Here is a 24,572-nt window from a genome sequence, read left to right as displayed (position 1 = left end):
GATTTGACTATCTAATTTTGCTTTCTACTTGTTGAACAATTTCGTTAGCTGATAAACCGTCTGCATTTATTACAGAGCCACCGAAACTTGCTGTCTGCATTCCCATGACGTCTTTATCTTGGCCAGAAATGACACAGCAGTCACAGTTATTTGCATCGTCCTCTTGTCTAAGGTCAATGGTTTCATATCCTTTTTCTTGAAGTGCACTTTTTACATCCGAAAGCGTTTCTTCAATTCCAATACGAGCCATATCTCACATACCTCCTGAATATTGTTGCTTTATTGAAATCTTTCATAGACTTCCCAAAAATTTTCTATAGTATGCAAGAGTTTTGTCTAAATGATTGTTTCTTTTTTAGAATAAGCCTAATTGCAAAACAATCATGCGCATTATACGATTAATGCGCAATACTTTGAAGTTTATTGACGAACGATAAGAGTGGTTAACCACCGCTGTGGAAAAACACTCGCTTTCCACGGGCAACGCCTCAGCCTCCTCGGAAGCAAAAACCGCTTCCTGCGGGGTCTTCACCTGTTGCTTTTCCCGCAGGAGTCTCGCATTTTTCCACAGCTTGGCTTTGTTTTCTCAAGCAGGTGAGAAAATTGTGCAACTGCATGCGCAGAACGTTGTAAAGAACTTTAATACAAATTGTTTTATCAAGAAATTATAGTTGTGTTGAGAAACTTCCACTATACAGCGGAGGAAATACACGAAGACTCCTGCGGGAGGAATGGCATCGGTGAGACCCCGCAGAGCGAAAGCTCGAGGAGGCTCACCAGCCGCCCGCGGAAAGCGAAGTGTATATCCGGAGCGCGTATCTAAGCTCACCTTTTGTTGCGCATTTTGTGTCTACAGTGTAATAAAGCCTAAAAAAATTACATATTCCTGATTGTCGACTCAACTAGATTTACACCGGTTAATAATGCCTCTTCCTTTGGTTGAAGCTTACTATGATGAAGCCCATATGGTGAATCCACACCCAACCAAAACATAAAACCTGGAATCTCTTTTAACATATAACCAAAATCCTCACCAGTCATTGCTGCTCTAGCTTCCTTCCAAGTAACTCCTGTTTGTTGGACAGTCTCCTTAAATAAATCTACATAGGTTTCATCATTAAAAACTTGATAATAATTCGAACCATAATCAATGGAAATAATGCAGTCATTACTAATCTCATAACCCTTAGCCAAAGTTTCTATTTCTTGTTTTACTTCATCAATAATCATAGGGTTAAGTGTTCGTATCGTCCCCTCTAGCCTTGCCCTTTCAGCAATAACGTTTTGCACAAAACCACCCTCAATTTTACCTATCGTAATAACCGCACTTTCGAGGGGATCGACTCTCCGTGAAACGATTTGCTGAAGTTGCGACACAAAACTACTTGCTGCAACAACCATATCCTTTGTCAGATGCGGATATGCTGCATGCCCGCCTTTACCTCTAAAATCAATAAATAGTTCACTTGTGTTTGCGAACAATAGTCCGGCTTTCGATGATACCGTACCAACTGGAAGTTCTGGTGCAATATGTAAAGCAAAAATTAAATCTGGACGCCACTCCTGGAATAACTTAGATTCAATCAGCGGTAATGCACCACCCGGCCCCTCTTCTGCAGGTTGAAAAATAATGACGACATTATCATTGATAGGATATCTTGCCAACCGCTCAAGAACACCTAGTGCAATTGTCATATGAAAATCATGACCACATGCATGCATTTGACCTTCATGAATGGATTGAAAGGAATAATCCGTCTCTTCAGTAATTGGCAGTCCGTCAATATCTGCTCGATATCCGATTGTCTTTGACGGGTTTTTACCATTAACCTTTACTAAAATCCCTGTCTTCCAAGTTTTCACTGTTAAATTCTCTTGTGGAAGGTCAGCAATGCTTTTTAACAAGTATTGTTGTGTTTTTAATTCGTTAAATCCTAATTCAGGTATTTGATGAAGGTTTCTTCGTGTCTGTATTAGTGCTTCTGCATTCATAGTTTCTCCCCCTGTTTACTCCTTAAAATCATTTTACTACGTCGAATTACTTCTCTGCTAAAATTTTATCCTTTCTAAACGTGTAAAAAAGCAGGAGAAAAAATCCCCTGCTTTTTCTACGCCTATCAACTTTTACTCTTCATCTAACTTTCTTAGGGCATGCATAATTTCAGTTTTAGACTTCGTTTGATCGTCAATTTCCTTGATTACTTTGGCTGGAGTACCAGCAACTACAGTGTTTGGTGGTACATCCTTTGTTACGATAGCGCCTGCAGCAACTACAGCACCCTCTCCTACTCTGACACCTTCAAGAATAACCGCATTCGCCCCTACAACAACGCCATCTTCAATGACTACCGGCTGTGCTGAAGGCGGCTCAATTACCCCTGCAAGGACAGCACCTGCACCAATATGACAATTCTTACCAACTGTTGCACGTCCACCTAAAGTAGCATTCATATCAATCATTGTGCCCTCACCAATTGCAGAGCCAATATTAATCATAGCCCCCATCATGATGACACATCCATCACCAATTTCTACTTGATCACGGATTACTGCTCCAGGCTCGATACGAGCATTAATTTCCTTTAAATCTAGTAAAGGAATGGCAGAGTTTCTGCGATCATTTTCAATCACATAATCCTCTATTTGCGCTTCATATGTAGCTAAAGCATCCTTTATATCTTTCCACTCACCAAAAAGTATTCCAGTTTCTTCATCAACAAAATCCTGTATGCTATCACTAAAATCAATTTGATTTAATTGGTTACCTTTAATATAGACTTTTACTGGTGTTGATTTTGTACTATTTGAGATAAAAGAAATTATCTCGTTTGCATCCATCATTTTCACTTCTACTTCCTCCAATTTGACAATATTTATTTTCTATACTGTACCAAAAAAAATTCCTGTATGACAAGTGAGACAGATTTATTACAAAAAATCTGTCTCACTTACAAGAGGATGTTCAAAAAGTCCGAGAAAAATTGCTTTGCATTTCTTCGTTGTCTCGCTGCTCCGTTTCTCATGTATTTATAATCATACACTGGTAGTGTGCCCTTCTATTATTCAACTTGATATAACTGATTTTTATTTAAGTGAAAATAATTGTTCAGCTGTTTTAAAATTGTTCTTCTTGTAAGAATTCCATCAAAATACCCTTCTTCATCCACAACACAAACAAAAGGATAGTCAATAACAGTTTTTAGACAGGTTAATATGTCATCACTCTTTTTTAGACAAGGTGTTTGGGTGTTCATCACTTCATGAACCTTTGTATTAGAAAGTCTTTCCATTTCAAAGCGCTCTAATCCTAAAACACTATTGAGAATGATTGTTTTACCAATTGTACCTTTATATTTATAAGAGACATCTAATACTGGTACAGCAGAATAACCAGATTTTACAAGTACTAATAGTGCATGCTCTAAAGGATTACCTACTTGTACATGGGCTACCTTTTCGGATGGAATCATCATCGTCTCAGCAGTAATATCAATTAATTGCATAGATTCAGCATTTTTCATTTTATTCACTCCATTTACCTGTAGTTGAAGGAGTAATTCACTTATTCAAATCCCAACAATATTTTATCATACATATTAAAACGAAACCATGCTAGTTGAATGATCAAAAAAATAATACAATACTTACAAATCAAGCTACCGATGTACATCGATAACTGTTATGATGGAATAGTAGTACTTTTTCTTAGAAGATTAAATGAAAAGGAAAGGTAAATAGAAAAGAGGTTTTTCATGACAACCCATACGTTTACTCGAAAAGAAGAAATAGTTAATGCGATAACCCATGCTGTTGGAGCAATTTTAAGTATAGTTGCTCTAGTATTATTGGTTGTCTTTGCAAGTATAAATGGTAATGGATGGCGAATTGTTTCGGTAACAATATTCGGGATAACGATGCTAGTAATGTATCTCGCATCGACGATTTCCCATATACTTCCTGAAGGTAAATGGAAGAATATTTTTCAAATTTTTGATCATTCTTCTATTTTTCTATTTATTGCTGGAACTTACACTCCTATTTTATTAGTTCCATTGCGAAGTGGATTGGGCTGGACTCTATTTGGAATCGTGTGGGGGATTGCTCTGGCAGGGATTATTTTTAAAGTATTTTTTGTGGAAAAGTTTTTAGTATTATCAACGGTTTTTTATGTATTAATGGGATGGTTAATTGTTTTTGCATGGAACCCGTTAACCGACACACTGCCTACTGACGGGATTAATTTTTTAATAGTTGGGGGTTTATGTTACACAATTGGTGCTATCTTTTATGTATGGAGAAAGTTTTATTATCATCACGCCGTATGGCATCTATTTGTTATTGCCGGCTCTACTTTTCATTTTTTCTCCATTTTCCTTTACATTATTTAACAACTAAACACTAAAAACGATTTATTCATTTAGTAATTATATGCTGAAAGGTTATTAACTATGAATCGACGTACTTTCTTAAAAAAATTAGTTTCTAGTGTCATTGGATCACTTGGTCTTGGTGGAGGTATATATTACTATGCAAAACAGATAGAACCAAGCTTGTTAACCGTTCATAGAGAAACAATATCAAAAGCAAATATCCCGAAAGCATTCCATGATTTTAAAATTATTCAATTCAGTGATACTCACTTAGGATTTCATTATACACTCGATCAATTTAAAGACCTGATATCAACGATTAATGAAAATAATCCTGATATTGTTGTATTCACAGGTGATTTAGTAGATATGCCAAACATTTATGCTTGGAGCGATAAGCTTATCGAGTTAATGTCATCCATAAAAGCACCTTCCGGAAAGTTTTGGATTTATGGGAATCATGATCATGGTGGATACGGAACGGATATAATAAAAGAAGCAATGGATAAAGCTAATTTCACTTTACTTCAAAATAGCCATTATACTATAAAAAAGGAAAACCAGTCCTTTGTCATTGCAGGGTTAGATGACGTCATGTTAGGGAAACCTGATATAAAACAAACCATAAATGGCATCACAGAAGAACAATTTACGATTTTACTTGTCCATGAACCAGATTATGCAGATATCGTTAAAGATTATCCAATTGATATTCAGCTTTCTGGCCATAGTCATGGTGGTCAAATTCAAATCCCATTTGTAGGACATGTTTATACCCCTGCATTTGCAGAGAAATATGTGGAAGGAAATTACGAAATTGGCAGCTACCCACTACAATTGTTTGTAAGTAGAGGAATTGGAACAACTCGCTTACCCTACCGTTTTTTGTGTAAACCAGAAATAACTGTTTATCAATTAAGCAACGAATAGATGACCAGATGTTAAATAGTAGATTTTTCCATTATCGCTTGTTCGTAAAATTGTCACTTCTTTCCTCAGTCTTTCCTAGTATTTCATGATTAACAGTGCTAAAATAGTTGTCGAATTCTCGAATGAGGTTAATGGAGGGAAATAATGAGGATACTAGGAATAATAGGCTTACTTACCGTAATACTTTCGGCTTGTGGACCGAAGTATGAAGGTGAATTTTCTTTTGATGTACAACCTTTTGAATTTATAAATCAAGATGAGGAAATGGTGAATAGCGAAGAACTTGAGGGTAAGTTTTGGGTAGCTGATATGATTTTCACTAACTGTGAAACTGTTTGTCCGCCAATGACTGCGAATATGGCGCGGTTACAGGAGATGCTTAAAGAAGAAAACTTAGATGTTGAGCTTGTATCATTTTCTGTTGACCCTGACAACGATACACCTGAAATGCTAAAACAATATGCATTAGACCGAGGTGGAGAACTTGATAATTGGAACCTTTTTACGGGTTATGAGTTTGAAGAAATGAAAGAGTTTGCTGTTAAATCCTTCAAAGCACCAGTAGATAAAATAGCTGATTCAGATCAAATGATTCATACCGTTTACTTTTATCTTGTTTCACCTGAAGGAAATGCAATCAACCGTTATGATGGAAGGAAAATGGACGAAATTGAGAAAATTGTTGATGACATTAAGGATATGATGTAAATAACAAAAGCTCAGAGCGCCCTGGTAGCGACGTATGGACTGAACCGTAATGATTTCCTAGTACTCACCCCCAACAAGTTTAATTCGAGCCTCGAAGTAGTTGAGGATTAACTTAAGACCTCGAGGGGGGGAGGTGCTGGAGCTTGGGAAGCACTAAGTTTTTACAATTTTTAATTCGTTGACTTTGCGAACGAGTAATATAGTAGCTTAGAAAGGAGGATTCCGGTGAATCAAAAGCATAAAGATAATATAAATGAAATAGCACAAGCATTATTCGTTGTTAATCGTCATGCTAAAACTGCTCCAAACCCTCGCTTTTTATATAGCATGAAAAAGCAGACAATCCACAAATTGCTAAAAAACAATCAGGCACTAAAAGTCGGGCTTCACTTTTCGGATCACCCCAAGCTAAGTCACCAGCACTCTACAGTACTTGTGAAAGTTGGTGAATACTTTTTTCATATACCTCCGATGAAACAGGATTTTAAGGATTTAAAACATCTTGGGAATGTCGATAGTAATTATCGTAACCCAAAACCTCAAATGTCCTTGTCACAAGCAAAGAAAATATTAAGTAACTATCTTGATTGGAGTTTAGAAACCAAACAACATCATCAAAAAGAAAGATACCCTTCTTATTTTACTCCATCTTCACTAGGTCAACTAAATGGGTCACCCTTCAAAAAGAAAAAATGGCGGTATTAAAAACGTATAGATTTCTATACGTTTTTCCGTCACATTGGAGAAAATGTAAAGCTTACGTTGGAAATTACAACTGGTTAACTAACAATAAAAACGCATGGATAATCATGAAATCCATGCGTTTTGAATTTAGGTTGGTTAAAGTTAGATCTGTGTTATTTTTTTGACTTATGCACCTTCATCACTTCGGATGATTAAATATACAATTAATCCAAGTATAGGTAAAATAAGTGTACCAATTAAGACGATAATCGCGTACTCCTTACTTTTTCCTTTTTTAAGTGAATCTTTATAAGCCCATATACTCGTTATAACATTTAAAAGAAATAGGATTAGTCCAAAAAACAAAAACAAAAATATTATCGTAGCCATATAACTACCCCCTTCTATTCATATACGAGTATAGGAATCAATTGGTTTCAAAGGGGTAGTTTTTCCTACGATAAATTAAGATTTTATTTGTTTTACATAAGCAATCAGGTTTTGTGCTAAATGAGTAATTAATAATACTACACCAAACAAAGTTATTCCTAATGCTATGTTACCCATTAGTTCTAAGCCACTATCTCCAACAATAAACATTTCCCTAGAAATATAAATTGACCCTAATATAATTAAGAATAAAAAGCTACTCATTAAGTATGTTAGTAACTTACTCCACTGCAGCACTACAATCAGCCTAATAACTGGCTGAAGAAGAATATAGCTGAGAATAGCACCAATTAAACCAATGAAAAAGTAGAGATGCTGATCAGTTATTCCCAACGGTACCAGTTGCGCCTTTTTAATGAATGGGGAAATAGCTAATAGGAAATCATAGAGGACATCTTGCATATTAATTCCAACCTTTCCTTCGCTTTATAAAGGATGTTCAAAAAGTTACTACATGATAAGCGGATCGAATTTTGAACACGCACTTCTAGGAAAAGTATCGTCAAAATAGAAAACTATTATACTTTCAACAGACTCAACTCTGAAAATATGATGATAGTCCTCTTAAGAAAGCTTGGCAAATTCGCTTTTTGCAAGTTCCTATATTTAATGATTGTTAAATTTTTTGTTTCCACTCAATTCACTATGGTATTATCATGATATATGTTAAGGCTTTGAATAAGAGACTTTCCGAACGAGTTTGTTTTCTAGCTGTTCTTCAAGTTGTTTCATCGCTTGCTTATCGTTCATTAATTCTTGTTTATTTTTTGAAACTAGCTCTTCAAAAGAAGCTTTCCTTTGTCTCAATGTATTTCACTCCTTATATAGAGTATTCACGTACTTATCATTAATCGCTTTCATTATACCTTTATTTTAAATGAAAGTAATCAAAATTGTATGAACATTTTGTTAAATTTAGAAAATGGAGGACTAACCCTTGGAACATTTAGTTAATACAAACGTCAAGAATATTGAAATATCTGGTATTCGTAAATTTTTTAATATGGTTGCCAATAACAAGGATATGCTCTCATTAACGATTGGACAGCCCGACTTTCACACACCTGAGCATATAAAAAAAGCTGCACAACATGCAATTGATGCGAACCAAACTACTTACACCCACAATGCTGGTATATTAGCATTAAGAGAGTCCATTGCATCATTTGTTGAAAATAAATACCAACTTACATATGATCCGGTAAAAGAAATCATTGTCACCGTAGGAGCATCTCAAGCAATTGATATTACACTTCGTACAATTATTAATCCTGGGGATGAAGTAATTCTTCCAGGACCAGTCTATCCCGGGTATGAACCATTAATTCGATTGGCTGGAGGAGTTCCAGTTTTTGTAGATACGAGAAATAATAGCTTCAAATTAACGAGTCAACTGATTGAGGAGCATATATCCGACCGAACGAAATGTGTCATACTTCCATATCCATCAAACCCAACCGGCATCACATTGGATAAGGGTGAGTTGTCAGATATTGCAACTACACTGAAAGATAAAGACATGTTTATCCTTGCTGATGAAATTTACAGTGAATTGGTTTATGATCAACCACATGTGTCGATTGGGACATTTGAAGAAGTAAAGGACAAGACAATCATCATAAATGGTGTTTCTAAGTCACATGCCATGACTGGGTGGAGAATCGGATTCTTGCTGGCACCTGCATGGTTAACCAATCATATTTTAAAGGTTCATCAGTATAATGTTTCTTGTGCTTCTTCAATTAGCCAACACGCGGCATTAGAAGCATTAACCACACATGGTATGGAAGATCCACTCATGATGAGGGAAGCGTACAAACAAAGACGTGACTATGTTAATAAACGGCTAAAAGAAATGGGAGTTGAAGTTATATTACCAGATGGTGCCTTCTATTTCTTTCTGGACTTTTCAAAATCAAATTTTCCTTCCTTTGATTTAGCATTAAAAATGGTGGAAGAAGCCAATTTAGCATTGGTGCCTGGTGATGCATTTTCTAACTATGGTGAAGGTTTTTTACGCCTCTCCTATGCATACAGTCAAAAGACATTGGAAGATGGAATGGATCGTCTTGAGGAATTTCTTAGAACAAACGAAGGTCTATTAAAATAATTGGTAGGGGTGGCTATTTTAGCCTCTCCTCTTACCTATTACTTTTTTCTTCTCATTAACCTTTAATTGTTGGTAATGATTCAATAGCTTGTCCAATTCTTGGCTAAGCGCTATCGACTCTGTACTAGTGAAACCTTTTGCCAAGGCAACCTCGGTCATTTGTTTCCTTAAAAATTCTATTCGCTGCAGTAAGATAGATGAAGTATATTTCATTACCGGGTTACCTCCTAATGACATAAGTAAAGAATCTTTAACCGACCTGACAAAATAAATTCTGTCAAATTTTCTACCTTATAAACGCTAATGATTATGCCAAAGCTTTTAAAAGAAGTAAAGCGAATCGCAATATTAGACAAAACTTTCAAGAATTCAGAAAAACAAAAAACCTTTAACAAATTGTCCATCATTAATAGTAAAATAGATATAGTAATATAATTCTTAAAGATAATAATAATTAATATTAATTGCCTTTTTTGAATAAATACTCCTTTTTGTTACTACTAAAAGGAAAGGATGTTTCCCTCATGATAGTTAAAAAAAAGGAATCATTGGGATGGGTCAAAGTAATAGCTATCGCAATCATAGCTGCTTCTCTATTACGTTCTTTTGTTTTTGCAACATCCATCGTACAAGGAGAGAGTATGGATCCAACCATTCAAGATGGAGAAAGACTACTGTTTAACAAAGTTGTCTATTTAGTCGGTGAACCTAATCGTGGAGATATTGTTATTATTAAAAGACCGATAAAAAATTATGTAAAAAGAGTAATCGCATTACCTCACGAAACCATTACAGTAAAAGATAAAGTCCTATATATAAATGGAGAAAGATATACACAAACATTTCTAGACAGTCAAGACTTATCCCAAACAGGCGATTTCGGTCCGGTAGAAGTCCCTGGAAATAGTTATTTTGTTATGGGAGATAACAGGTTAATTAGCAAGGACAGTAGGAACGGATTAGGTTTTGTAACAAAAGAGGAAATAATAGGTCGTTCGGAGTTCGTCATATACCCCTTTTCTGAATGGACTTTCACTCGTTAAGGTCTATCGGTTCTATAAGCTTTCGTATGACAAAGGCTTTTCATTTCATGTAAAAAGACAGTGTTTGTCCACTGTCTTTTAACCTCGATCAAAAATACTAAACCCAATAAATACAACCAGGATTAGTAATGAAACGATGGAAAAAACTACATCAAACATTTTGTTCACTCCTATTATTCATGATACTCCTCAATATATCAGCAAAGAACTTTTAAAGATGAATCTAACTTAACCTTATCCTTCCCAATAGATGGAGAATCTTGCTCTATTTTACCAAAAACAAAATAATTTTTCACTTCTTTTCTTCGTACAGGGACTGTAAAATTGTGATAGACTTGTTTTTACGAATATACCTGTTCTTTAGAATAAGGCGATTTATAAGTGTTTAATGAAAGGTAGGTGTTCTTATGTTTCATTGCCCTTTTTGTGGCAGTAAGGTCAAAGAAAACGAATTTTTCTGTACACAATGTGGAGAAAAGCTCCCGGAAGACATGTATCATCGAATGATTAAGGGCAAAGAAAACACGTTTTGGTGGTATTTACCATTAATTGCATTCATTATTATTCTAATAAGTGTTGGTGCTTATTATTTATTTTTAGAAAAGCAAGTGGATAATGCAAAACAACAATACGATATTGGAGAAAAGAAAGCCCTTTTAGGTGAGTACGAAGATGCTTTACTCGCATTTAAAAGCGCAAATGATTTTAAAGAACAATTTCCTTCTGCAATAGAAAACGAAAAATTTATGAAGGTTGCTATCACCATTAAAGACGAGTTAAAACAAGCGGATAAATTGTTAGAAGATAATCAGTATCAACAGTCTTTACAGTTAATAAGTACGGCTGAGGGTCGATTAAAAGATTATGATGGAGAGTTAGTATCCATTCTCCAGCATGAGATTAATAGAAAACGCCATGATGCACAAATACAACAACTTAATGTTCGCTTGGCTAGTGATCCACCTATTGATGAGTTAAAAACACTATTATGGGAGGCAGAAGCAATTCAAAGTGAAGATGCAGAAGAAATTGCCTCCTCCATCCGAGAACAAATTGTTGCATACGTGTTTTCGACAGCAAGTGAACAATTATCGAATAAGCAATATACAGATGCCCGTAATACAGTGCAAGATGGATTAGAATATGTTCCTAATTCTGAAAAACTCAAAAGCTTTAAAACTACGATAGAAAAAGAGAAAACTGCATTTGAAACAGCTCAACAACAAAGGATTGAGCAAGCAATCATTGCAGCTGAGGAAGAAAGAGAAATAAACAAAAATGACGCTGTAGAACTGTTAGACATTAAAGTGTTACAGGATGAACAAAAAAACCTTGTTGTAACTGGTGATTTAAAAAGCGTTGCAACTGTTCCTATCCATACAGTTTCTGTTGATTATGTATTGTTAGATCCAGATGAAAATGAAATACTTTCAAATGAAGTTTATGTCTATCCAGAGACATTGTACCCTGAAGAAGAAGGTAAATTTGATTATACGCATTTTGATATTGGCAATGAAAATATGAATCTCAAAGTCAAAATAGAAAAGATAAGTTGGTTTCTTGATTAATGAAGAAAAACTACGGAGTGAGAAGATGAAATTTAAGCAAATATATTTACCTGTTCTGCTTTCCGCTTTAATTATAACAACTGGTGTTGGTGCCATGTTCCTGATCCACAATAATTGGGTCGGAAATTCAATAGAAGTAAAAAACACCCTTGCTGCCAAAATCACTAATCAACCGAACACAAAAGATTTAAAAACGATTATTCATGAATCACAAAAAAATGTAGTACAAATTGAAGCAGAAGGAAATTGGAGTGAAAAAACTGGTTCTGGTTTTTTATATAACAACAAAGGAGATATCATTACCAATGCACATGTGGTTAAAGATGCCGATTTTATAACAGTAAAAATGGCAAATGCCCAAACATATCCAGCAGCGATTGTTGGGGTGGGTGACTCGATTGATATTGCTGTTATACGTGTACCACAACTAGCCAGTCAAACTCCATTTGCTATTGATAAACAATACGAGGCAGAAATCGGTAATGAAATTGTTGCACTTGGTAGTCCTCTTGGTTTTCAAAATTCCGTAAGCTTAGGAATCATATCCGGAACAAACCGAACATTTACAATCGATGAGTTCGAGTACGAAAATGTTTATCAAATCTCTGCCCCTATCACACACGGGAACAGTGGTGGCCCGCTTATTGATCAAACGACTGGTAAAGTTGTAGCTATTAATTCTGCCGGTACGGATGACGGAGGAATTGGTTTCAGTATCCCAATTACCCATGTACTTGAATATGTTGAAGAATGGTCAAATGAAGCAGACAACGAGGAACTTGTTTATAAAAGTACAAACTCTCAGGAAATTGATACTGATCAGCTAGAAAAAGATGCAGAATACATTATTCACTACTTTTTTGATAATCTGGCTATACGTGACTATCTAAATGCCTATGCAATGCTTGGAAGTGATTGGCAAACGCGAACAACCTATCAAGCCTTTAGAGAAGATTACTTCTACATTGTTGAATCTGAAATTATTCAAATTACACAAACATTTCTTGAACAACGAAATCAAGTACAGCTAAATGTTGAAGTTGATACTACGATTCGTCAACCGAATCAAGAAACGGAAACAAAAACATATCAATACACTTTTTTTGTCGGGTATGAAAATGATCAATTAAAAATAATTGATGGTGTTCGAGAAGAATGATAAATGAATCCACGGGGCAAGCCCCGTGGATTTCTGGGTTATCTATTTAACTTTCCTGCGCCCAATTTATAAAGAATCTAGGTAAACGTCTATACACATTTTACTCATTCTCCATACAGTATAAGTGTAATCTTTCAGGAGGTGAGATTGTATTATGCCACACATGGACAATATGGGATACCCTCAAGGATATAGTCATCACTGCGGAGGATATGGCTATGGATATGGTACAGGATACGGAAATTCCTTTGCGCTGATCGTTGTACTATTTATATTACTCATCATAGTAGGTGCTGCTTTTTATTACTAATTAGCGAAATTATAAATAGCCAGACTTCCCTGCTTCGGGAGTCTGGTCTTATTTATACTCTATCCTTAAACTCATCCAATAACTCTTCCCCTTGAAATCCTTCATCAATTAGTAATTTTAATGTCCGTTCAATTTGGCCTTTCTTCCGATCAATCAAATTTCCAATAAAAAGAATATTTATGTGATCATCCATTTCATTTATTCCCATAATAGAACACATGAATGTTGCAGGCTGATTACTTTCTTTCGTAATTTTCGCTTGGAGCATTAATTGTTCATTTTTCTTTTTAAATTTTTCAAAATAACGTTGGTATGAACGATCAAGTACGCCTTCCAAAACCCATTGGCTTTTCTCATCCTCTCGATCGATAATTAGACCATCCAATAACGGAATATTCGTTACAACAATTTCTTCATTACCTTCTTCTAACAGATCTAATGAAATAAGCTTGAATGTTTTCAGATACTTCACGCCCTTTTCGACTTCTTAATATTCTAAGTGTATCATTTCCTTTTAAAAAAGTAACTATGAACATCCAAGCTCTTCTTCCCCATCGATTATTTAATTCTTCTGGACTCAACTTCTTTTTCAAGTTCATACACATTAATCGTCATGTCTTTCACCTCTAACCCTTTATTTGTTACTTTTAATTCTAAGAGGCAAAAGATAAAAACGATACGATACATAGATGTAACTTCTATCAGACTTTGGTCCGAAACTTCTTTCCGACTTTTTGAACACACACTTGTAATAAGAAATTCTTTAAAGGACAAACTTTTATTAACTGAATATCCCCTTAAAGGAGTGATTAAATGATATGGATAATTATATTAGGCATTCTGGCAATCATCGTTGTTATAGCTGTTTTTGTTGAAAAAAGAGGGAAAAATAAATTTAATAAAGGTGATCTTACCTTGGAAGAAAAAACAGAGTTAGATGAAGACTATATCAAAAAAGGAAATCACCATGAAACAGATGATCCAAAGAAACTCTAACATGCAGTCAATAAAAATGCATAAATATTAAAATGCCTAATTAACGTTTATTTATTAAATTAGCGTAATAAATCTTGTATAATAGACCTACATGCTAAGGTGTTATTCAAAACAAACATCGGTCATAAAGATTAAGCATAATCAGGGGATGTTAATGATGAGAATTATTGGAGTAATGATTAGTTTTACCATTTTTTTATTAGCCTCATGTTCTAACGATACACCAGCTATAACAAAAATTGACTCTTCGGAGGAAGAGATAGATCAAAATCCAGAATTAGTAGAAAAAGAAGTAGAATCTAAAAACGAAAGCAAAGTGAAAACGACAATTGAATTTTATCTACCAGAAGAAACGGTAGTCATTAATTTAGATGGTGTTAGTATTTTAAAACAATACTTATCAAATGTTGACAACAAAAGATATGTTATTAATAAAATGTTACTTACCCCATTAGAAATACCAGAATATGAATCACTCTATTTGCTTCAATTTTCTTGTGAAAACAATGCGTGCTCCTATTTACTGCTTGATCAAAAGGATGAAGGCCGATCTTACCTTGTAGCTGATTTGGCTAAATTCAGGTCAGCAATACCTTCACAAGATGGCAATAAACTTGTTTTAGTATTTACCAGAAGTGACGATGGGTTAACAACAAATAAAGTCGTTCCTTTAGATATTAATGACTGGGAAACGTTAAAATTGGAACCTTTTGTATCTGATGATCCAGATAAAGAGGCAAAACGAAGAATTGGTGATTCAGAAGATGTAGAAATAAAAGAAGAGCTAGTATTTACCGATTATAGATGGCCGATTAGCCTTGTGAAGTGGAAGGATAATGAAACCTTAGTAGTTACGGTTCCAGATATAGAAAAACCTAACAAAAAATCGTTAAAAGAATGGTCAGAATCTGAAAAATACACAAGAGAAATTGAATTAAAAATAGATAGTAAGGAGTTTTTACAATGAACGAAACGATCGATACCATCTTAAATCATCGATCCATTCGGAAATTTACCAAGCAACCATTGTCTGATGAACAGATTAACACGATTATTGAAGCAGCCCACTCTGCGTCAACCTCAAGTTACATGATGGCATATAGTATCATTGGCGTCACTGATTTAGAAAAAAAAAGCCAGCTGGCTGAAATTACCAATCAACCATATGTAAAAGAAAATGGACACTTGCTTTTATTTTGTGCAGATTTACGCAGAAATACTCTAAGTGCAGACAATCAAGCATACGAACAAATGAAAACAAACTTAGAAAATACTGAGCATTTACTTGTTGCCACTATTGACGCAGCTTTAGCTGCTCAAAACGCAGCGATTGCAGCTGAATCAATGGGGTTAGGAATTTGTTATATTGGAAGTATTAGAAACAATATTCATAAGGTTGACGAATTGTTTCATTTACCAAACCATGTCATTGCATTATTTGGATTAGCTATTGGATTCCCGGCACACGAACCAGACCAAAAACCAAGGCTACCACAAAAGGCGGTTTACTTTAATGATAACTATATGGAAGATGAAGAAATGAAATCCTCTATCCAACAATTTGATCGTACAATTGAAGCATATTATCAACAGCGATCTACGAATCAGCGCTTAGACTCATGGTCAAATCAAATGATTCGTAAATTTTCAACTCCAAAGCGTTTAGATGTGACTGATTACGTTAAGAAAAAAGGATTTAACAAGAAATAATAAATTCGATACTTAGGGTTAGCTCTAGTTTAAGGGCTACCCCCTTTTTTATACCCCTATCTTTTAGTTACTCCATTATGATTTCTTTTTCCGTTGTAATATTTATTGGTTTACCCTTCACAAAAAATTGTGAATGTATGTATAATCTATAAGTACCTTTTCCTAATGACGTGAACGTAACTGGTGGTTGCGGATGGTAAATATCCCCAGGGTCCATCTGTTTTGAAACTGGACTACCCGTAAAATCATTCCTTTCCACATGAAAGGATACTGCGGTTAGTGGCGTTCGGTGATTCAAAGTCACGCTGTCCTTACCACTATATTCAAGAGAACTTAATACCTCCACTCCATTTTCCATATTATCTACACGTACATGCAAAATAAAGTCGCCCTTTTCTTCCTTTACATTAATAGGACCAACTAATTGAGCGCTTGAATATTCCTTCATCCAAAACATGGCGCTAATGCCAATCACAAGTAACAAAAAAGCAATGACAACTATTTGCTTTAGCATGAACTCCCCCCTCTTCTATTTTAATATAGACGTAAATATGAAGACAAATGTTTCAAAAAAATGTAATAAAATGTATTCTCCTTTATAAGTTGCAACGATTTTGTTTGAGTATTATCGGGAATTTTTTCAAAGAATATTTTTCATTGCAAATGTCAAACTAATATCGTAAGTAACTCAAAAGGAGGAAGATTAATGACCGTAGTTACTCAAGTAAAACAAACATTAGCTGGATTAAAAAGTGCACAAGCAAGCTTTGAAACGTTTGCTTTACAAACTCAAAATAAACAAGCAAAAAAATTATACCAAAATGCTGCTCAACAAACCCAAACGATTGTAAACTCACTAGAACCAAGAGTTCAACAAATTCAACAAGAGGAACCTCAATATAAGCAACAATAAATTGTTGTTTATTTTTTAGGAATAAAAGGTTGGTATTTACCAGCCTTTTATTCCAATCCATTTATTATTGGAGTGAGTATCGTGAAAAATTTATTAAATATAATTCTTAGTGTCTTACTGTTACTTACCTTGGTCGCCTGCACTGGAAAAGAAGATGATCATCGAATTACCCAAACTGATCCAAAAAAAGATATTACCAAAATTATTATCCCTACCTCTATCGACCAATCGCTAACAAATAAATTGAAAGAAACTGTAAAAGATAAAGATGAAGTTACCCGTGTAAGAGGGATTAATTCAGGTAGTGATATTCTTCTTGCTATTGAAGTTAAACAAATCAATCAATTTAATGAACAAGAAATTGAAAAAAAAATCAAGAAAGAGCTTGAAAAAAAGTACCCAGAAGCAAATATAGAGGTTTCCTCTGACAAAAAGATATTTATCGAAATTGATGAATTAGAGAAGAAAATTCAAAACAATCGTATAGGCAAAAAAGATTTAGAAAAAAAATATAACGAAATAAAGAAACTAATTAAAGACCAAGCGTAAAGCGAAAGAGGGACTCGTTATGTCAAATAATAGAAAAAAAAATTTAACATCGATACAACAACAATACCAAACATTTGCAAAAGATAGAGAAAAAAAGCGACCAGTTTTCAAAAATTGCATAAAAGCCTTTTTCGTTGGTGGATTTATTTGTACTATTGGTCAAGCTATTACTACTTTTTATATGTATTTTTTTGACTTTACTGAACAAACAGCTGGAAACCCAACAGTAGCAACACTCATATTTATCACCATGTTGTTAACTGGCTTTGGAGTTTATGATCATTTTGCCCAATTTGCAGGAGCTGGCACTGCAGTACCCGTTACAGGATTTGGAAATGCTGTAATTTCGGCAGCAATAGAGCATCGAACAGAAGGATTCGTATTAGGTGTTGGAGGAAACATGTTTAAGCTTGCAGGCTCCGTTATCTTATTTGGTGTGTTTTCTGCTTTTGTGATTGCTTTAATTAAAACAATCCTAATTCAATGGGGTGGGTTGTAAAATGCTAACAGGACATCGTACATGGATATTTGAAAATAAACCAGTAATTGTTTCTACAGGAACCGTTGGAGGTCCCTTTGAAGCAAACGGAAATATTGCAGACGATTTTGATTTACTGCACTCGGATTTGTGGATGCAACAGGACTCTTTTGAAAAGGCGCATAAACTCCTGATGGAAGAAGCTTGTATAAAAGCTATTGAAAAAGCAGGCATTCAAAAGGACCAAGTTCAATTTTTCCTTGGAGGAGATTTAATCAACCAAATTACACCAACGAGCTTTACTGCAAGCACCTTAGGTACACCCTATTTTGGTTTATTTGGAGCATGCTCAACTTCAATGGAAGGGTTAGCATTAGGTGCATTTTTAATTAATGCCAAAGGTGCTAATTATATACTTACAGGAGCAGCAAGTCATAATGCAGCAGTCGAAAAACAATTTCGATACCCTACCGAATATGGCGGTCAAAAACCACCAACGGCTCAATGGACTGTTACTGGTGGAGGGGCTGCATTATTAAGTAACGAAGGCGACGGTCCACGAGTCACTTCAGCGACAATCGGAAAGGTTGTAGACATGGGCATGTCTGACCCATTCAACATGGGTGGGGCAATGGCTCCGGCTGCAGTTGATACAATTGAAGCACACTTAAAGGAGCGAGGTGTTGATTCTTCTTATTATGACCTGATTGTTACCGGAGACCTAGCAACTATAGGAAGAGATATTGCATTAGATCTCTTCAAAAAGCATAACACACCAATAGATGAACAACGCTTTTTAGATTGTGGATTAATAATTTACCGTGAGGGGCAGCCTGTTCAAGCCGGCGGAAGCGGGGCTGGTTGTTCAGCAGTTGTTACTTATGGGCATTTACTAAATCGCATGAAAAGCGGAGAACTTAATCGGATTTTAGTAGTTGCTACAGGAGCTTTATTATCACCGTTAACAACACAGCAAAATCAAAGTATTCCGTGCATTGCACACGCAGTATCGATAGAAAATGGAGGTGCTTGACATGGTATTCCTATGGGCATTCCTAATAGGAGGTCTTATTTGTGTTATTGGTCAGATTATGCTTGATGTTTTCAAGCTAACACCAGGACATACATTAAGTGCATTAGTCGTAGGTGGTGCAGTATTAGGTGGTTTTGGACTCTATGAGAAATTAATTGATTTTGCAGGTGCAGGTGCAACTGTACCAATTACAAGTTTCGGAAATTCGTTAGTTAACGGAGCTATGCAAGAAGCCGATCAACATGGGTTAATTGGCGTTATTACAGGAATGTTTGAAATTACCAGCTCTGGAATTTCCTCAGCAATCATCTTTGGAATGATCGGTGCTATATTATTTAAACCAAAAGGCTAAAAAGGAGAAGGATTATGACAGTTGCTTCACAAGTCAAACAAAGTTTAGCAAGTTTAAAAGGTGTTCAAACTAGTCTATCTAGCCTTTCAACAAGAACACAAAGCGAAGAAGCAAAAAAAACGTTTCAAGAAGGAATAGAATTGATAGATCAAGTAAAAAAAGACTTAATCAATCGCGTAGGAGAACTAGAACGAGAAGAAGAACAATACAAAGGGATTTAAAACTATTGAGATAAGGAGAAATTTATATGCCAGAATGGATAGAAGCTTTTTTAAGATCCATTAGCTTGCTAATCATTATATTCGTTATTGCGAAATTCATCGGAAAAAGACAACTTTCCCAACTGACAGCTTTTGAATTCATGATAGGAATTATCATTGCAGTAATTGCAGCTGAACTTACCCTAGGTGGAGTTAGTTTTGTAAGCGGATTTGTAGGGTTAAGTGTTTGGTTTTTAATCCCTTTCCTCATCACTTGGCTAGCTCTCAAAAGTAAAGCAATTCACGATTTTGTCCGAGGAAAAGGAACTGTTTTTATTAAAGATGGCAAAATAATGGAAGATAATTTAAAAAAAGAAAGCTTCACATCGGATGATTTATTACAAAGATTAAGAAGTAAAAATATCTTTCAAGCTGCTGATGTAGAATTTGCGGTATTAGAACCAGATGGTGAAATAAATGTTTTGCCTAAGCGCGAAAACCAACCAATCACTCCAAAAGATGTTGCCGCAACAGTTGCACCCATTAAAGAGCCACAAACCGTAATCATGGATGGCGACATCATGAAAGAACCGTTAGCAACAGCAGGGTTGAGTGTAAACTGGCTTCATACAGAATTAGAAAAACAAGGAGTCACCATCGAAAATGTCTACCTTGGTCAAGTCGATAATTTTGGACAATTAACGCTTGATTTATTTGACGATAAACTTCAAGTACCGAGTCCTCAAGAAAAACCAGCGCTGCTAGCAACACTCAAAAAATGTCAAGCAGATATGGAAATGTTTGCCTTATCGACAGAAAACCAAGAGGCAAAGCAAATGTACACGAAAAATAGCCAAAAGCTCCAAACAGCTATTGATAAAATGGAGCCTTTGCTAAAATCATGATTTAAACAATAATGGCGACCTTTCCAAATTGCTTCCCGTGTCGTAAATAATCAAATGCTTCTTCCGTATGGCTGAGCGGAAATACATGATCAACCACTGGCTTTATCTTATATTGATTAACGAATTGAAGCATTGCTTGTAGTTCCTCCCTACTTCCCATTGTTGAACCTAATAATTGATATTGACCATAGAAAAACTGTCTGATATTAATCGTTACGTTATCGTCAGTAGTTGCGCCAAATGTTACAATTTTTCCCCCTCGCTTCAATACCGAAAGTGAGCGATTAAACGTAGCATTTCCAACGCTTTCAATAACAAGGTCAATTTGTTCGTCGTTTAATTCTTCTTCCCAATTACTATTGGTTGCAATTGCTTTGTCTGCACCAATATCTAATGCTTTACGGCACTTTTCTTCATCTCTTGATGTAACAATTACTCTAGCACCTGCGGCTTTTGCAAATTGAATGATAAATGTAGCAACACCACTACCTGCACCTGGAATTAAAATGGTCTCCCCCGCTTTTAATTTTGCTTTTGTAAACAAGGCCCGGTAACCTGTTAGTGCAGATAACGCTAAAACCCCTGCTTCCTCCCAATTCATGAAAGCAGGTTTTCTCTCCACATGTTCTGCGTCTATGACAATTTTTTCTGCAAATGTACCGTGGTCAGGCATTCCTAATATTTCAAAACCTTCAGGTGGCGCATCACTGGTATGCTTCCAACCTAGACCTGGATTCACAATTACCTCGTCACCAATGGATAGGTTCGTTACTTCAGGTCCAATTTCTTCAATGACACCTGCCCCATCAGATCCTAAGACAAGAGGTTTCTCATTATCCCCCCTCCGACTAGGTATATTTAAATCACGATGATTTAAACCAGCAGCCTTTAACTTAATTTTTACTTTACCTTTGGTTACTTCAGGTTCAGGAATTTCTTTATAAATAACGTGTTCTCTTTCGTGTACAAATGCGTTCATCATACTTCTTCCTTTCCAATTGATTGACTAAACAATTCAAGTTGATCATTACTAACGATATCTTCAGCTAATAATGGAACATGCACTATTTCTTTATTGTTAAACGTTTCATCAATTAACTGCAAGTACTTTGTTTCCAATTTCTTTCTCTCTTTAAAAAAACCCTCACCAATCTCTTCTGGTAAAACCTTATTAACGATGAGTGTACCCACATTTAAATGATTATTCTCTAATCTATGTACTGCTTTTTTTGTCTCCAATATCGGTAGACGTTCTGGTGTTAAAACGAAAATAAGTCCTGTCACTTCTGGATTTAACAATAAATCCCTGGCTTTAGAAAATCTCTCTTTTCGCCCCATTAAAACTTGATAAATCGGATCGTCCACCGGCTTTCCGTCATTTAACAATTCGGAATAGTTCTTATTCGTCTTCTCTCTTTTTTTAATCATTCCCTCTATCCAAACACCCATCAATTCAGGCAGTGATAATAAACGAATCGTGTGACCAGTAGGTGCTGTATCAAATATAATCGTATCATATACCTCCCGTTCCTCTAAAACAATTGATATGATTCGATCAAATAGTGCAGCTTCTTCAGCACCAGGGGAAACCTTGGCTGCATCAATTTGACGGTGTACCTCTTCAACCAAACTAGACTTAACAAACCCATTTAAATTCTGCTTAACTTGTGATATATACCTGTCCGTTTCTATTTCAGAATCAATCTCTAATATTGATAAATGATTAGCCACCCTAGTAATACTCCCTCTTAGTTCCATGTCAAAAATATCCCCAAGGTTATGTGCTGGATCCGTCGAAACTAACAATGTTTCTCTTCCTTTAGAAGCAGTTTGGTGTGCTATAGCGGCCGATGTAGTTGATTTCCCTACTCCCCCTTTACCCCCAACAAATATAATTGGTTTATTTGTATCCATATCTTAAAGCACTCTCCTTTTAATCTCGTTATTTAACAGCAACGGATACCGTCTAGTGGCGATTTTTCCATTCCCATGCGTAAGTGCCAATCATGAAACTTTTCAATCATATATGGATAAAGCTCTAATGAGTAATAATAAACGGGATTAGGTATGCCAATTAATTCTGAATAGAGTAATAGTAAAAATAAATCATCCTCATCTCTTAATTCTCTTGCAATTTCAGACCGATGAGACAAGCTTAATACTTGATCATACCAATTTATTGCTTGTTTTATTTTTTCTAGCAAATCATTCACCTTCCTAACAATGGAAAGAAAGGAGTAATTTCCTATGACCCCTTTCCCATTCTTTTATCATTTCTGACTATTTATCGAACTGATTATTCGATAAAGCAGAGATTGCTGTTAAAATAATCCATACGGCAAAACCAAAGATTATTGCACCTAAGAAAAACAATAGTGAATTAGAATTTGTTCCAAACCAAGACCATTGAAAGAGAACTTGATTAAACATAGCTATTAATGTCATAAATAATAGAAAAACCATTGGAATTAATGTAAAAATATAGTTTCTTCCTTGTCTTTTAAGCCATATAGAAATTAACAATAAGCTTATCCCTGCCAACAACTGATTGGATGTACCAAACAATGGCCAGAGCAGGTAACCACCAGAACCAAACCCTCTTGATCCCTCAGGTAACAACACAAGTACTGCACTTAATACTACCGCAATAGTTGTTGCAACATGCATTTTTGTTAAACTAGGCATTTTGTATTCCACACCTAGCTCTGAGATAATATATCGCATTAATCTCACGGATGTATCTAATGTCGTTGCAGCGAAGCTAACAACAATAATAGACACAATTGTTGTAGCGATTTCAGGTGGTATTGCTAAACCAGACGCCAATTGACTAGCTCCCTCAATAAATATGCCTAATCCAGCCCCGCCTGCTTCAGTAAAACTACTGTATGTTGCTACGAATTGATCTGTATTTGAAAAGAAGGTGACGACTGCTATAATAGCAATTAACGCTAAAACACCTTCACCTACAGCTCCAAAATAACCAACAAAACGAGCATCTGTTTCTTTGTTCAACTGCTTAGAGGTTGTTCCGGATGAAACCAATCCATGAAAACCTGAAATAGCACCACAAGCGATTGTAATGAACAAAAGCGGAAACCATGACACGTCAGTAACGGTATTTGTTACTGGTGCTGTTACTTCAGGATTGGTAAAAAACAGACCTAAATACAGAATCAGTAAACCTACTACTAATTGATGAGAATTGATATAATCTCTTGGCTGCAACAATTTCCATACAGGTAAAGTGGAAGCAATGTACACATACACCATTAGAATGATGATCCAAATAAGAAATGCACTCGATGTTGCTCCTAAACCAAATAAGCCTGATGCTCCTTCGCCTCCGAAGTAACGAACTACATCAATTTGCAAAATTGGAACTCTACTAGTGATAATCGCAACTCCATACATTACTACTAAAGCAAGTAATGACGGAATAAGCATTCGTGTCTTCCGGCGATACACAGCATAACCAATCCATATCGCCAATGGAATTTGAATAAAGATTGGTAAAACACTCGAAGGATAAGAAACAAATAAACTAGATATGACCCAAGCAAAAACAGCATTAACCATTAACACTAAAATTAGAATAATAAATAAAAATAACAGTTTTGCCCTTTGTCCAATTAAACGATGTGCGAGTGTTCCAATGGATTGTCCCTTATTTCGAACCGAAAGTACTAACGTACCAAAATCATGTACTCCTGCAGCAAACACTGTACCTAACACTACCCATAAAAATGCCGGTAACCAACCCCAGTAAACAGCAATTGCTGGTCCTACTATTGGAGCTGCCCCTGCAACTGAAGTGAAATGATGTCCCCAAAGCACATATTTATTGGTTGGGACATAATCTACGCCATCTTTATATCGATGTGCTGGTGTTACATAATTCGGATCTAACTTATAAATTCGTTCAGCAATAAACTTGGAATAATAACGGTAACCTAAAATAAAAACGATAATGCCGATTATGGCGACCAAACTACCACTCATACTATTACCTCCTTTTAAAAAATACCTCCAATGATGGAAGCGGTTTCCATATACAATTCCAGTATATTGCTTTATTTTCATAATATGACATGTACATAAACG

Annotated in this window: 33 protein-coding genes and 1 pseudogene; 19 read left to right on the top strand and 15 right to left on the bottom strand. The window is 35.5% G+C overall.

The window, feature by feature from the left end:
* Positions 1 to 7 precede the first annotated feature (7 nt).
* From JOC48_RS13270 to cbpB, 4 genes are all read right to left on the bottom strand, one after another.
* A complete protein-coding gene (locus tag JOC48_RS13270) occupies positions 8 to 250 on the bottom strand; it encodes a YkuS family protein (RefSeq protein WP_204500464.1) in 243 nt (80 codons plus the stop codon).
* 626 nt (positions 251 to 876) lie between these two features.
* The gene (locus JOC48_RS13265; protein ID WP_204500462.1) at positions 877 to 1,992 is read right to left on the bottom strand and encodes an N-acetyldiaminopimelate deacetylase; all 1,116 of its coding nucleotides are present in this window, start codon (positions 1,990 to 1,992) and stop codon (positions 877 to 879) included.
* Positions 1,993 to 2,124: 132 nt separating this feature from the next.
* Positions 2,125 to 2,847, bottom strand: a complete 723-nt coding sequence (dapD, locus tag JOC48_RS13260; RefSeq protein ID WP_204500460.1) for a 2,3,4,5-tetrahydropyridine-2,6-dicarboxylate N-acetyltransferase — start codon at positions 2,845 to 2,847, stop codon at positions 2,125 to 2,127.
* 212 nt (positions 2,848 to 3,059) lie between these two features.
* Positions 3,060 to 3,521 (bottom strand): cyclic-di-AMP-binding protein CbpB, encoded by a 462-nt coding sequence (gene cbpB / locus JOC48_RS13255; RefSeq protein WP_204500458.1) that lies wholly within the window; start codon positions 3,519 to 3,521, stop codon positions 3,060 to 3,062.
* Between the two features lie 231 nt (positions 3,522 to 3,752).
* On the opposite strand from cbpB, the gene trhA reads away from it, so the two are divergent.
* From trhA to JOC48_RS13235, 4 genes are all read left to right on the top strand, one after another.
* Entirely contained in the window at positions 3,753 to 4,388 is a 636-nt protein-coding gene (gene trhA / locus JOC48_RS13250; RefSeq protein ID WP_204500457.1) for a PAQR family membrane homeostasis protein TrhA, read from the top strand.
* A 60-nt stretch (positions 4,389 to 4,448) separates the two neighbouring features.
* Complete coding sequence (locus JOC48_RS13245; protein WP_204500455.1) at positions 4,449 to 5,300, top strand: metallophosphoesterase; 852 nt, start codon at positions 4,449 to 4,451, stop codon at positions 5,298 to 5,300.
* A 144-nt stretch (positions 5,301 to 5,444) separates the two neighbouring features.
* Positions 5,445 to 6,008: an SCO family protein gene (locus tag JOC48_RS13240; RefSeq protein WP_204500453.1), complete on the top strand. Its 564-nt coding sequence runs from the start codon at positions 5,445 to 5,447 to the stop codon at positions 6,006 to 6,008.
* Positions 6,009 to 6,233: 225 nt separating this feature from the next.
* On the top strand, positions 6,234 to 6,713 hold the full coding sequence (locus tag JOC48_RS13235; RefSeq protein WP_204500452.1) for a YkyB family protein: 480 nt from the start codon (positions 6,234 to 6,236) through the stop codon (positions 6,711 to 6,713).
* 165 nt (positions 6,714 to 6,878) lie between these two features.
* Here the strand turns inward: JOC48_RS13235 and JOC48_RS13230 are convergent, their stop codons facing one another.
* The 3 genes from JOC48_RS13230 to JOC48_RS13220 form a co-directional block, all read right to left on the bottom strand.
* Positions 6,879 to 7,082, bottom strand: a complete 204-nt coding sequence (locus JOC48_RS13230; protein WP_204500450.1) for a hypothetical protein — start codon at positions 7,080 to 7,082, stop codon at positions 6,879 to 6,881.
* Between the two features lie 75 nt (positions 7,083 to 7,157).
* Positions 7,158 to 7,544 (bottom strand): hypothetical protein, encoded by a 387-nt coding sequence (locus JOC48_RS13225; RefSeq protein WP_204500449.1) that lies wholly within the window; start codon positions 7,542 to 7,544, stop codon positions 7,158 to 7,160.
* A 264-nt stretch (positions 7,545 to 7,808) separates the two neighbouring features.
* Positions 7,809 to 7,949, bottom strand: coding sequence for an FbpB family small basic protein (locus tag JOC48_RS13220; RefSeq protein ID WP_204500447.1), 141 nt, complete (start codon positions 7,947 to 7,949; stop codon positions 7,809 to 7,811).
* A gap of 130 nt (positions 7,950 to 8,079) precedes the next feature.
* On the opposite strand from JOC48_RS13220, the gene JOC48_RS13215 reads away from it, so the two are divergent.
* Complete coding sequence (locus JOC48_RS13215) at positions 8,080 to 9,252, top strand: aminotransferase A (RefSeq protein WP_204500446.1); 1,173 nt, start codon at positions 8,080 to 8,082, stop codon at positions 9,250 to 9,252.
* An 18-nt stretch (positions 9,253 to 9,270) separates the two neighbouring features.
* On the opposite strand, the gene JOC48_RS13210 is transcribed toward JOC48_RS13215, so the two are convergent.
* Complete coding sequence (locus tag JOC48_RS13210) at positions 9,271 to 9,465, bottom strand: aspartyl-phosphate phosphatase Spo0E family protein (protein WP_204500445.1); 195 nt, start codon at positions 9,463 to 9,465, stop codon at positions 9,271 to 9,273.
* 311 nt (positions 9,466 to 9,776) lie between these two features.
* Here JOC48_RS13210 and lepB point away from each other — a divergent pair, with 311 nt between their 5' ends.
* From lepB to JOC48_RS21290, 4 genes and pseudogenes are all read left to right on the top strand, one after another.
* On the top strand, positions 9,777 to 10,295 hold the full coding sequence (gene lepB / locus JOC48_RS13205; RefSeq protein WP_204500443.1) for a signal peptidase I: 519 nt from the start codon (positions 9,777 to 9,779) through the stop codon (positions 10,293 to 10,295).
* Between the two features lie 407 nt (positions 10,296 to 10,702).
* Entirely contained in the window at positions 10,703 to 11,863 is a 1,161-nt protein-coding gene (locus tag JOC48_RS13200) for a zinc ribbon domain-containing protein (RefSeq protein ID WP_204500442.1), read from the top strand.
* A gap of 25 nt (positions 11,864 to 11,888) precedes the next feature.
* The gene (locus tag JOC48_RS13195) at positions 11,889 to 13,022 is read left to right on the top strand and encodes a S1C family serine protease (protein ID WP_204500441.1); all 1,134 of its coding nucleotides are present in this window, start codon (positions 11,889 to 11,891) and stop codon (positions 13,020 to 13,022) included.
* 232 nt (positions 13,023 to 13,254) lie between these two features.
* Positions 13,255 to 13,332 (top strand): annotated as a pseudogene (locus JOC48_RS21290) (YjcZ family sporulation protein); the annotation flags it as partial.
* A gap of 52 nt (positions 13,333 to 13,384) precedes the next feature.
* On the opposite strand, the gene JOC48_RS13185 reads toward JOC48_RS21290, so the two are convergent.
* On the bottom strand, positions 13,385 to 13,804 hold the full coding sequence (locus tag JOC48_RS13185; protein WP_338024307.1) for a YwpF family protein: 420 nt from the start codon (positions 13,802 to 13,804) through the stop codon (positions 13,385 to 13,387).
* A gap of 86 nt (positions 13,805 to 13,890) precedes the next feature.
* Positions 13,891 to 14,019, bottom strand: a complete 129-nt coding sequence (locus tag JOC48_RS21545) for a hypothetical protein (protein ID WP_275580742.1) — start codon at positions 14,017 to 14,019, stop codon at positions 13,891 to 13,893.
* A gap of 126 nt (positions 14,020 to 14,145) precedes the next feature.
* Here JOC48_RS21545 and JOC48_RS13180 point away from each other — a divergent pair, with 126 nt between their 5' ends.
* From JOC48_RS13180 to nfsA, 3 genes are all read left to right on the top strand, one after another.
* Entirely contained in the window at positions 14,146 to 14,328 is a 183-nt protein-coding gene (locus tag JOC48_RS13180) for a hypothetical protein (protein WP_204500439.1), read from the top strand.
* Positions 14,329 to 14,485: 157 nt separating this feature from the next.
* Positions 14,486 to 15,295: a hypothetical protein gene (locus JOC48_RS13175; protein WP_204500437.1), complete on the top strand. Its 810-nt coding sequence runs from the start codon at positions 14,486 to 14,488 to the stop codon at positions 15,293 to 15,295.
* A complete protein-coding gene (gene nfsA, locus JOC48_RS13170) occupies positions 15,292 to 16,038 on the top strand; it encodes an oxygen-insensitive NADPH nitroreductase (RefSeq protein WP_204500435.1) in 747 nt (248 codons plus the stop codon). The genes JOC48_RS13175 and nfsA overlap by 4 nt, the downstream gene beginning before the upstream one ends.
* A 67-nt stretch (positions 16,039 to 16,105) precedes the next feature.
* Here the strand turns inward: nfsA and JOC48_RS13165 are convergent, their stop codons facing one another.
* Complete coding sequence (locus JOC48_RS13165) at positions 16,106 to 16,552, bottom strand: hypothetical protein (RefSeq protein WP_204500433.1); 447 nt, start codon at positions 16,550 to 16,552, stop codon at positions 16,106 to 16,108.
* 192 nt (positions 16,553 to 16,744) lie between these two features.
* Here JOC48_RS13165 and JOC48_RS13160 point away from each other — a divergent pair, with 192 nt between their 5' ends.
* From JOC48_RS13160 to JOC48_RS13130, 7 genes are all read left to right on the top strand, one after another.
* Complete coding sequence (locus tag JOC48_RS13160; RefSeq protein ID WP_204500431.1) at positions 16,745 to 16,951, top strand: DUF1657 domain-containing protein; 207 nt, start codon at positions 16,745 to 16,747, stop codon at positions 16,949 to 16,951.
* An 81-nt stretch (positions 16,952 to 17,032) separates the two neighbouring features.
* The gene (locus JOC48_RS13155) at positions 17,033 to 17,500 is read left to right on the top strand and encodes a YhcN/YlaJ family sporulation lipoprotein (protein ID WP_204500429.1); all 468 of its coding nucleotides are present in this window, start codon (positions 17,033 to 17,035) and stop codon (positions 17,498 to 17,500) included.
* A 19-nt stretch (positions 17,501 to 17,519) separates the two neighbouring features.
* Positions 17,520 to 17,999 carry a stage V sporulation protein AC gene (spoVAC, locus tag JOC48_RS13150; protein WP_204500426.1) on the top strand — a complete coding sequence of 160 codons (480 nt, stop codon included), beginning with the start codon at positions 17,520 to 17,522 and terminating at the stop codon, positions 17,997 to 17,999.
* A 1-nt stretch (position 18,000) separates the two neighbouring features.
* Positions 18,001 to 19,011, top strand: a complete 1,011-nt coding sequence (spoVAD, locus tag JOC48_RS13145) for a stage V sporulation protein AD (RefSeq protein ID WP_204500424.1) — start codon at positions 18,001 to 18,003, stop codon at positions 19,009 to 19,011.
* A gap of 1 nt (position 19,012) precedes the next feature.
* Positions 19,013 to 19,363 carry a stage V sporulation protein AE gene (gene spoVAE / locus JOC48_RS13140; RefSeq protein ID WP_204500422.1) on the top strand — a complete coding sequence of 117 codons (351 nt, stop codon included), beginning with the start codon at positions 19,013 to 19,015 and terminating at the stop codon, positions 19,361 to 19,363.
* Positions 19,364 to 19,377: 14 nt separating this feature from the next.
* The gene (locus JOC48_RS13135) at positions 19,378 to 19,584 is read left to right on the top strand and encodes a DUF1657 domain-containing protein (RefSeq protein WP_204500420.1); all 207 of its coding nucleotides are present in this window, start codon (positions 19,378 to 19,380) and stop codon (positions 19,582 to 19,584) included.
* 26 nt (positions 19,585 to 19,610) lie between these two features.
* Positions 19,611 to 20,468, top strand: coding sequence for a DUF421 domain-containing protein (locus tag JOC48_RS13130; protein WP_204500418.1), 858 nt, complete (start codon positions 19,611 to 19,613; stop codon positions 20,466 to 20,468).
* A gap of 1 nt (position 20,469) precedes the next feature.
* Here the strand turns inward: JOC48_RS13130 and JOC48_RS13125 are convergent, their stop codons facing one another.
* The 4 genes from JOC48_RS13125 to JOC48_RS13110 are packed head-to-tail and all read right to left on the bottom strand — an operon-like array spanning position 20,470 to position 24,470.
* Entirely contained in the window at positions 20,470 to 21,447 is a 978-nt protein-coding gene (locus JOC48_RS13125) for a zinc-binding dehydrogenase (protein WP_204500416.1), read from the bottom strand.
* Positions 21,447 to 22,382: an ArsA family ATPase gene (locus JOC48_RS13120; RefSeq protein WP_204500414.1), complete on the bottom strand. Its 936-nt coding sequence runs from the start codon at positions 22,380 to 22,382 to the stop codon at positions 21,447 to 21,449. Before JOC48_RS13120 ends, JOC48_RS13125 begins: the two co-directional genes overlap by 1 nt.
* 32 nt (positions 22,383 to 22,414) lie before the next feature.
* Positions 22,415 to 22,693 carry a cory-CC-star protein gene (locus JOC48_RS13115; RefSeq protein ID WP_476693108.1) on the bottom strand — a complete coding sequence of 93 codons (279 nt, stop codon included), beginning with the start codon at positions 22,691 to 22,693 and terminating at the stop codon, positions 22,415 to 22,417.
* A gap of 55 nt (positions 22,694 to 22,748) precedes the next feature.
* Positions 22,749 to 24,470, bottom strand: a complete 1,722-nt coding sequence (locus tag JOC48_RS13110) for a carbon starvation CstA family protein (protein ID WP_204500409.1) — start codon at positions 24,468 to 24,470, stop codon at positions 22,749 to 22,751.
* Between the last annotated feature and the right edge of the window lie 102 nt (positions 24,471 to 24,572).

The sequence above is a fragment of the Aquibacillus albus genome, assembly GCF_016908325.1.
GTDB lineage: Bacteria > Bacillota > Bacilli > Bacillales > Amphibacillaceae > Aquibacillus_A > Aquibacillus_A albus.
The sequence above is the reverse complement of the archived record's forward strand: the minus strand, read 5'-3'. Positions and strand labels throughout refer to the sequence as shown.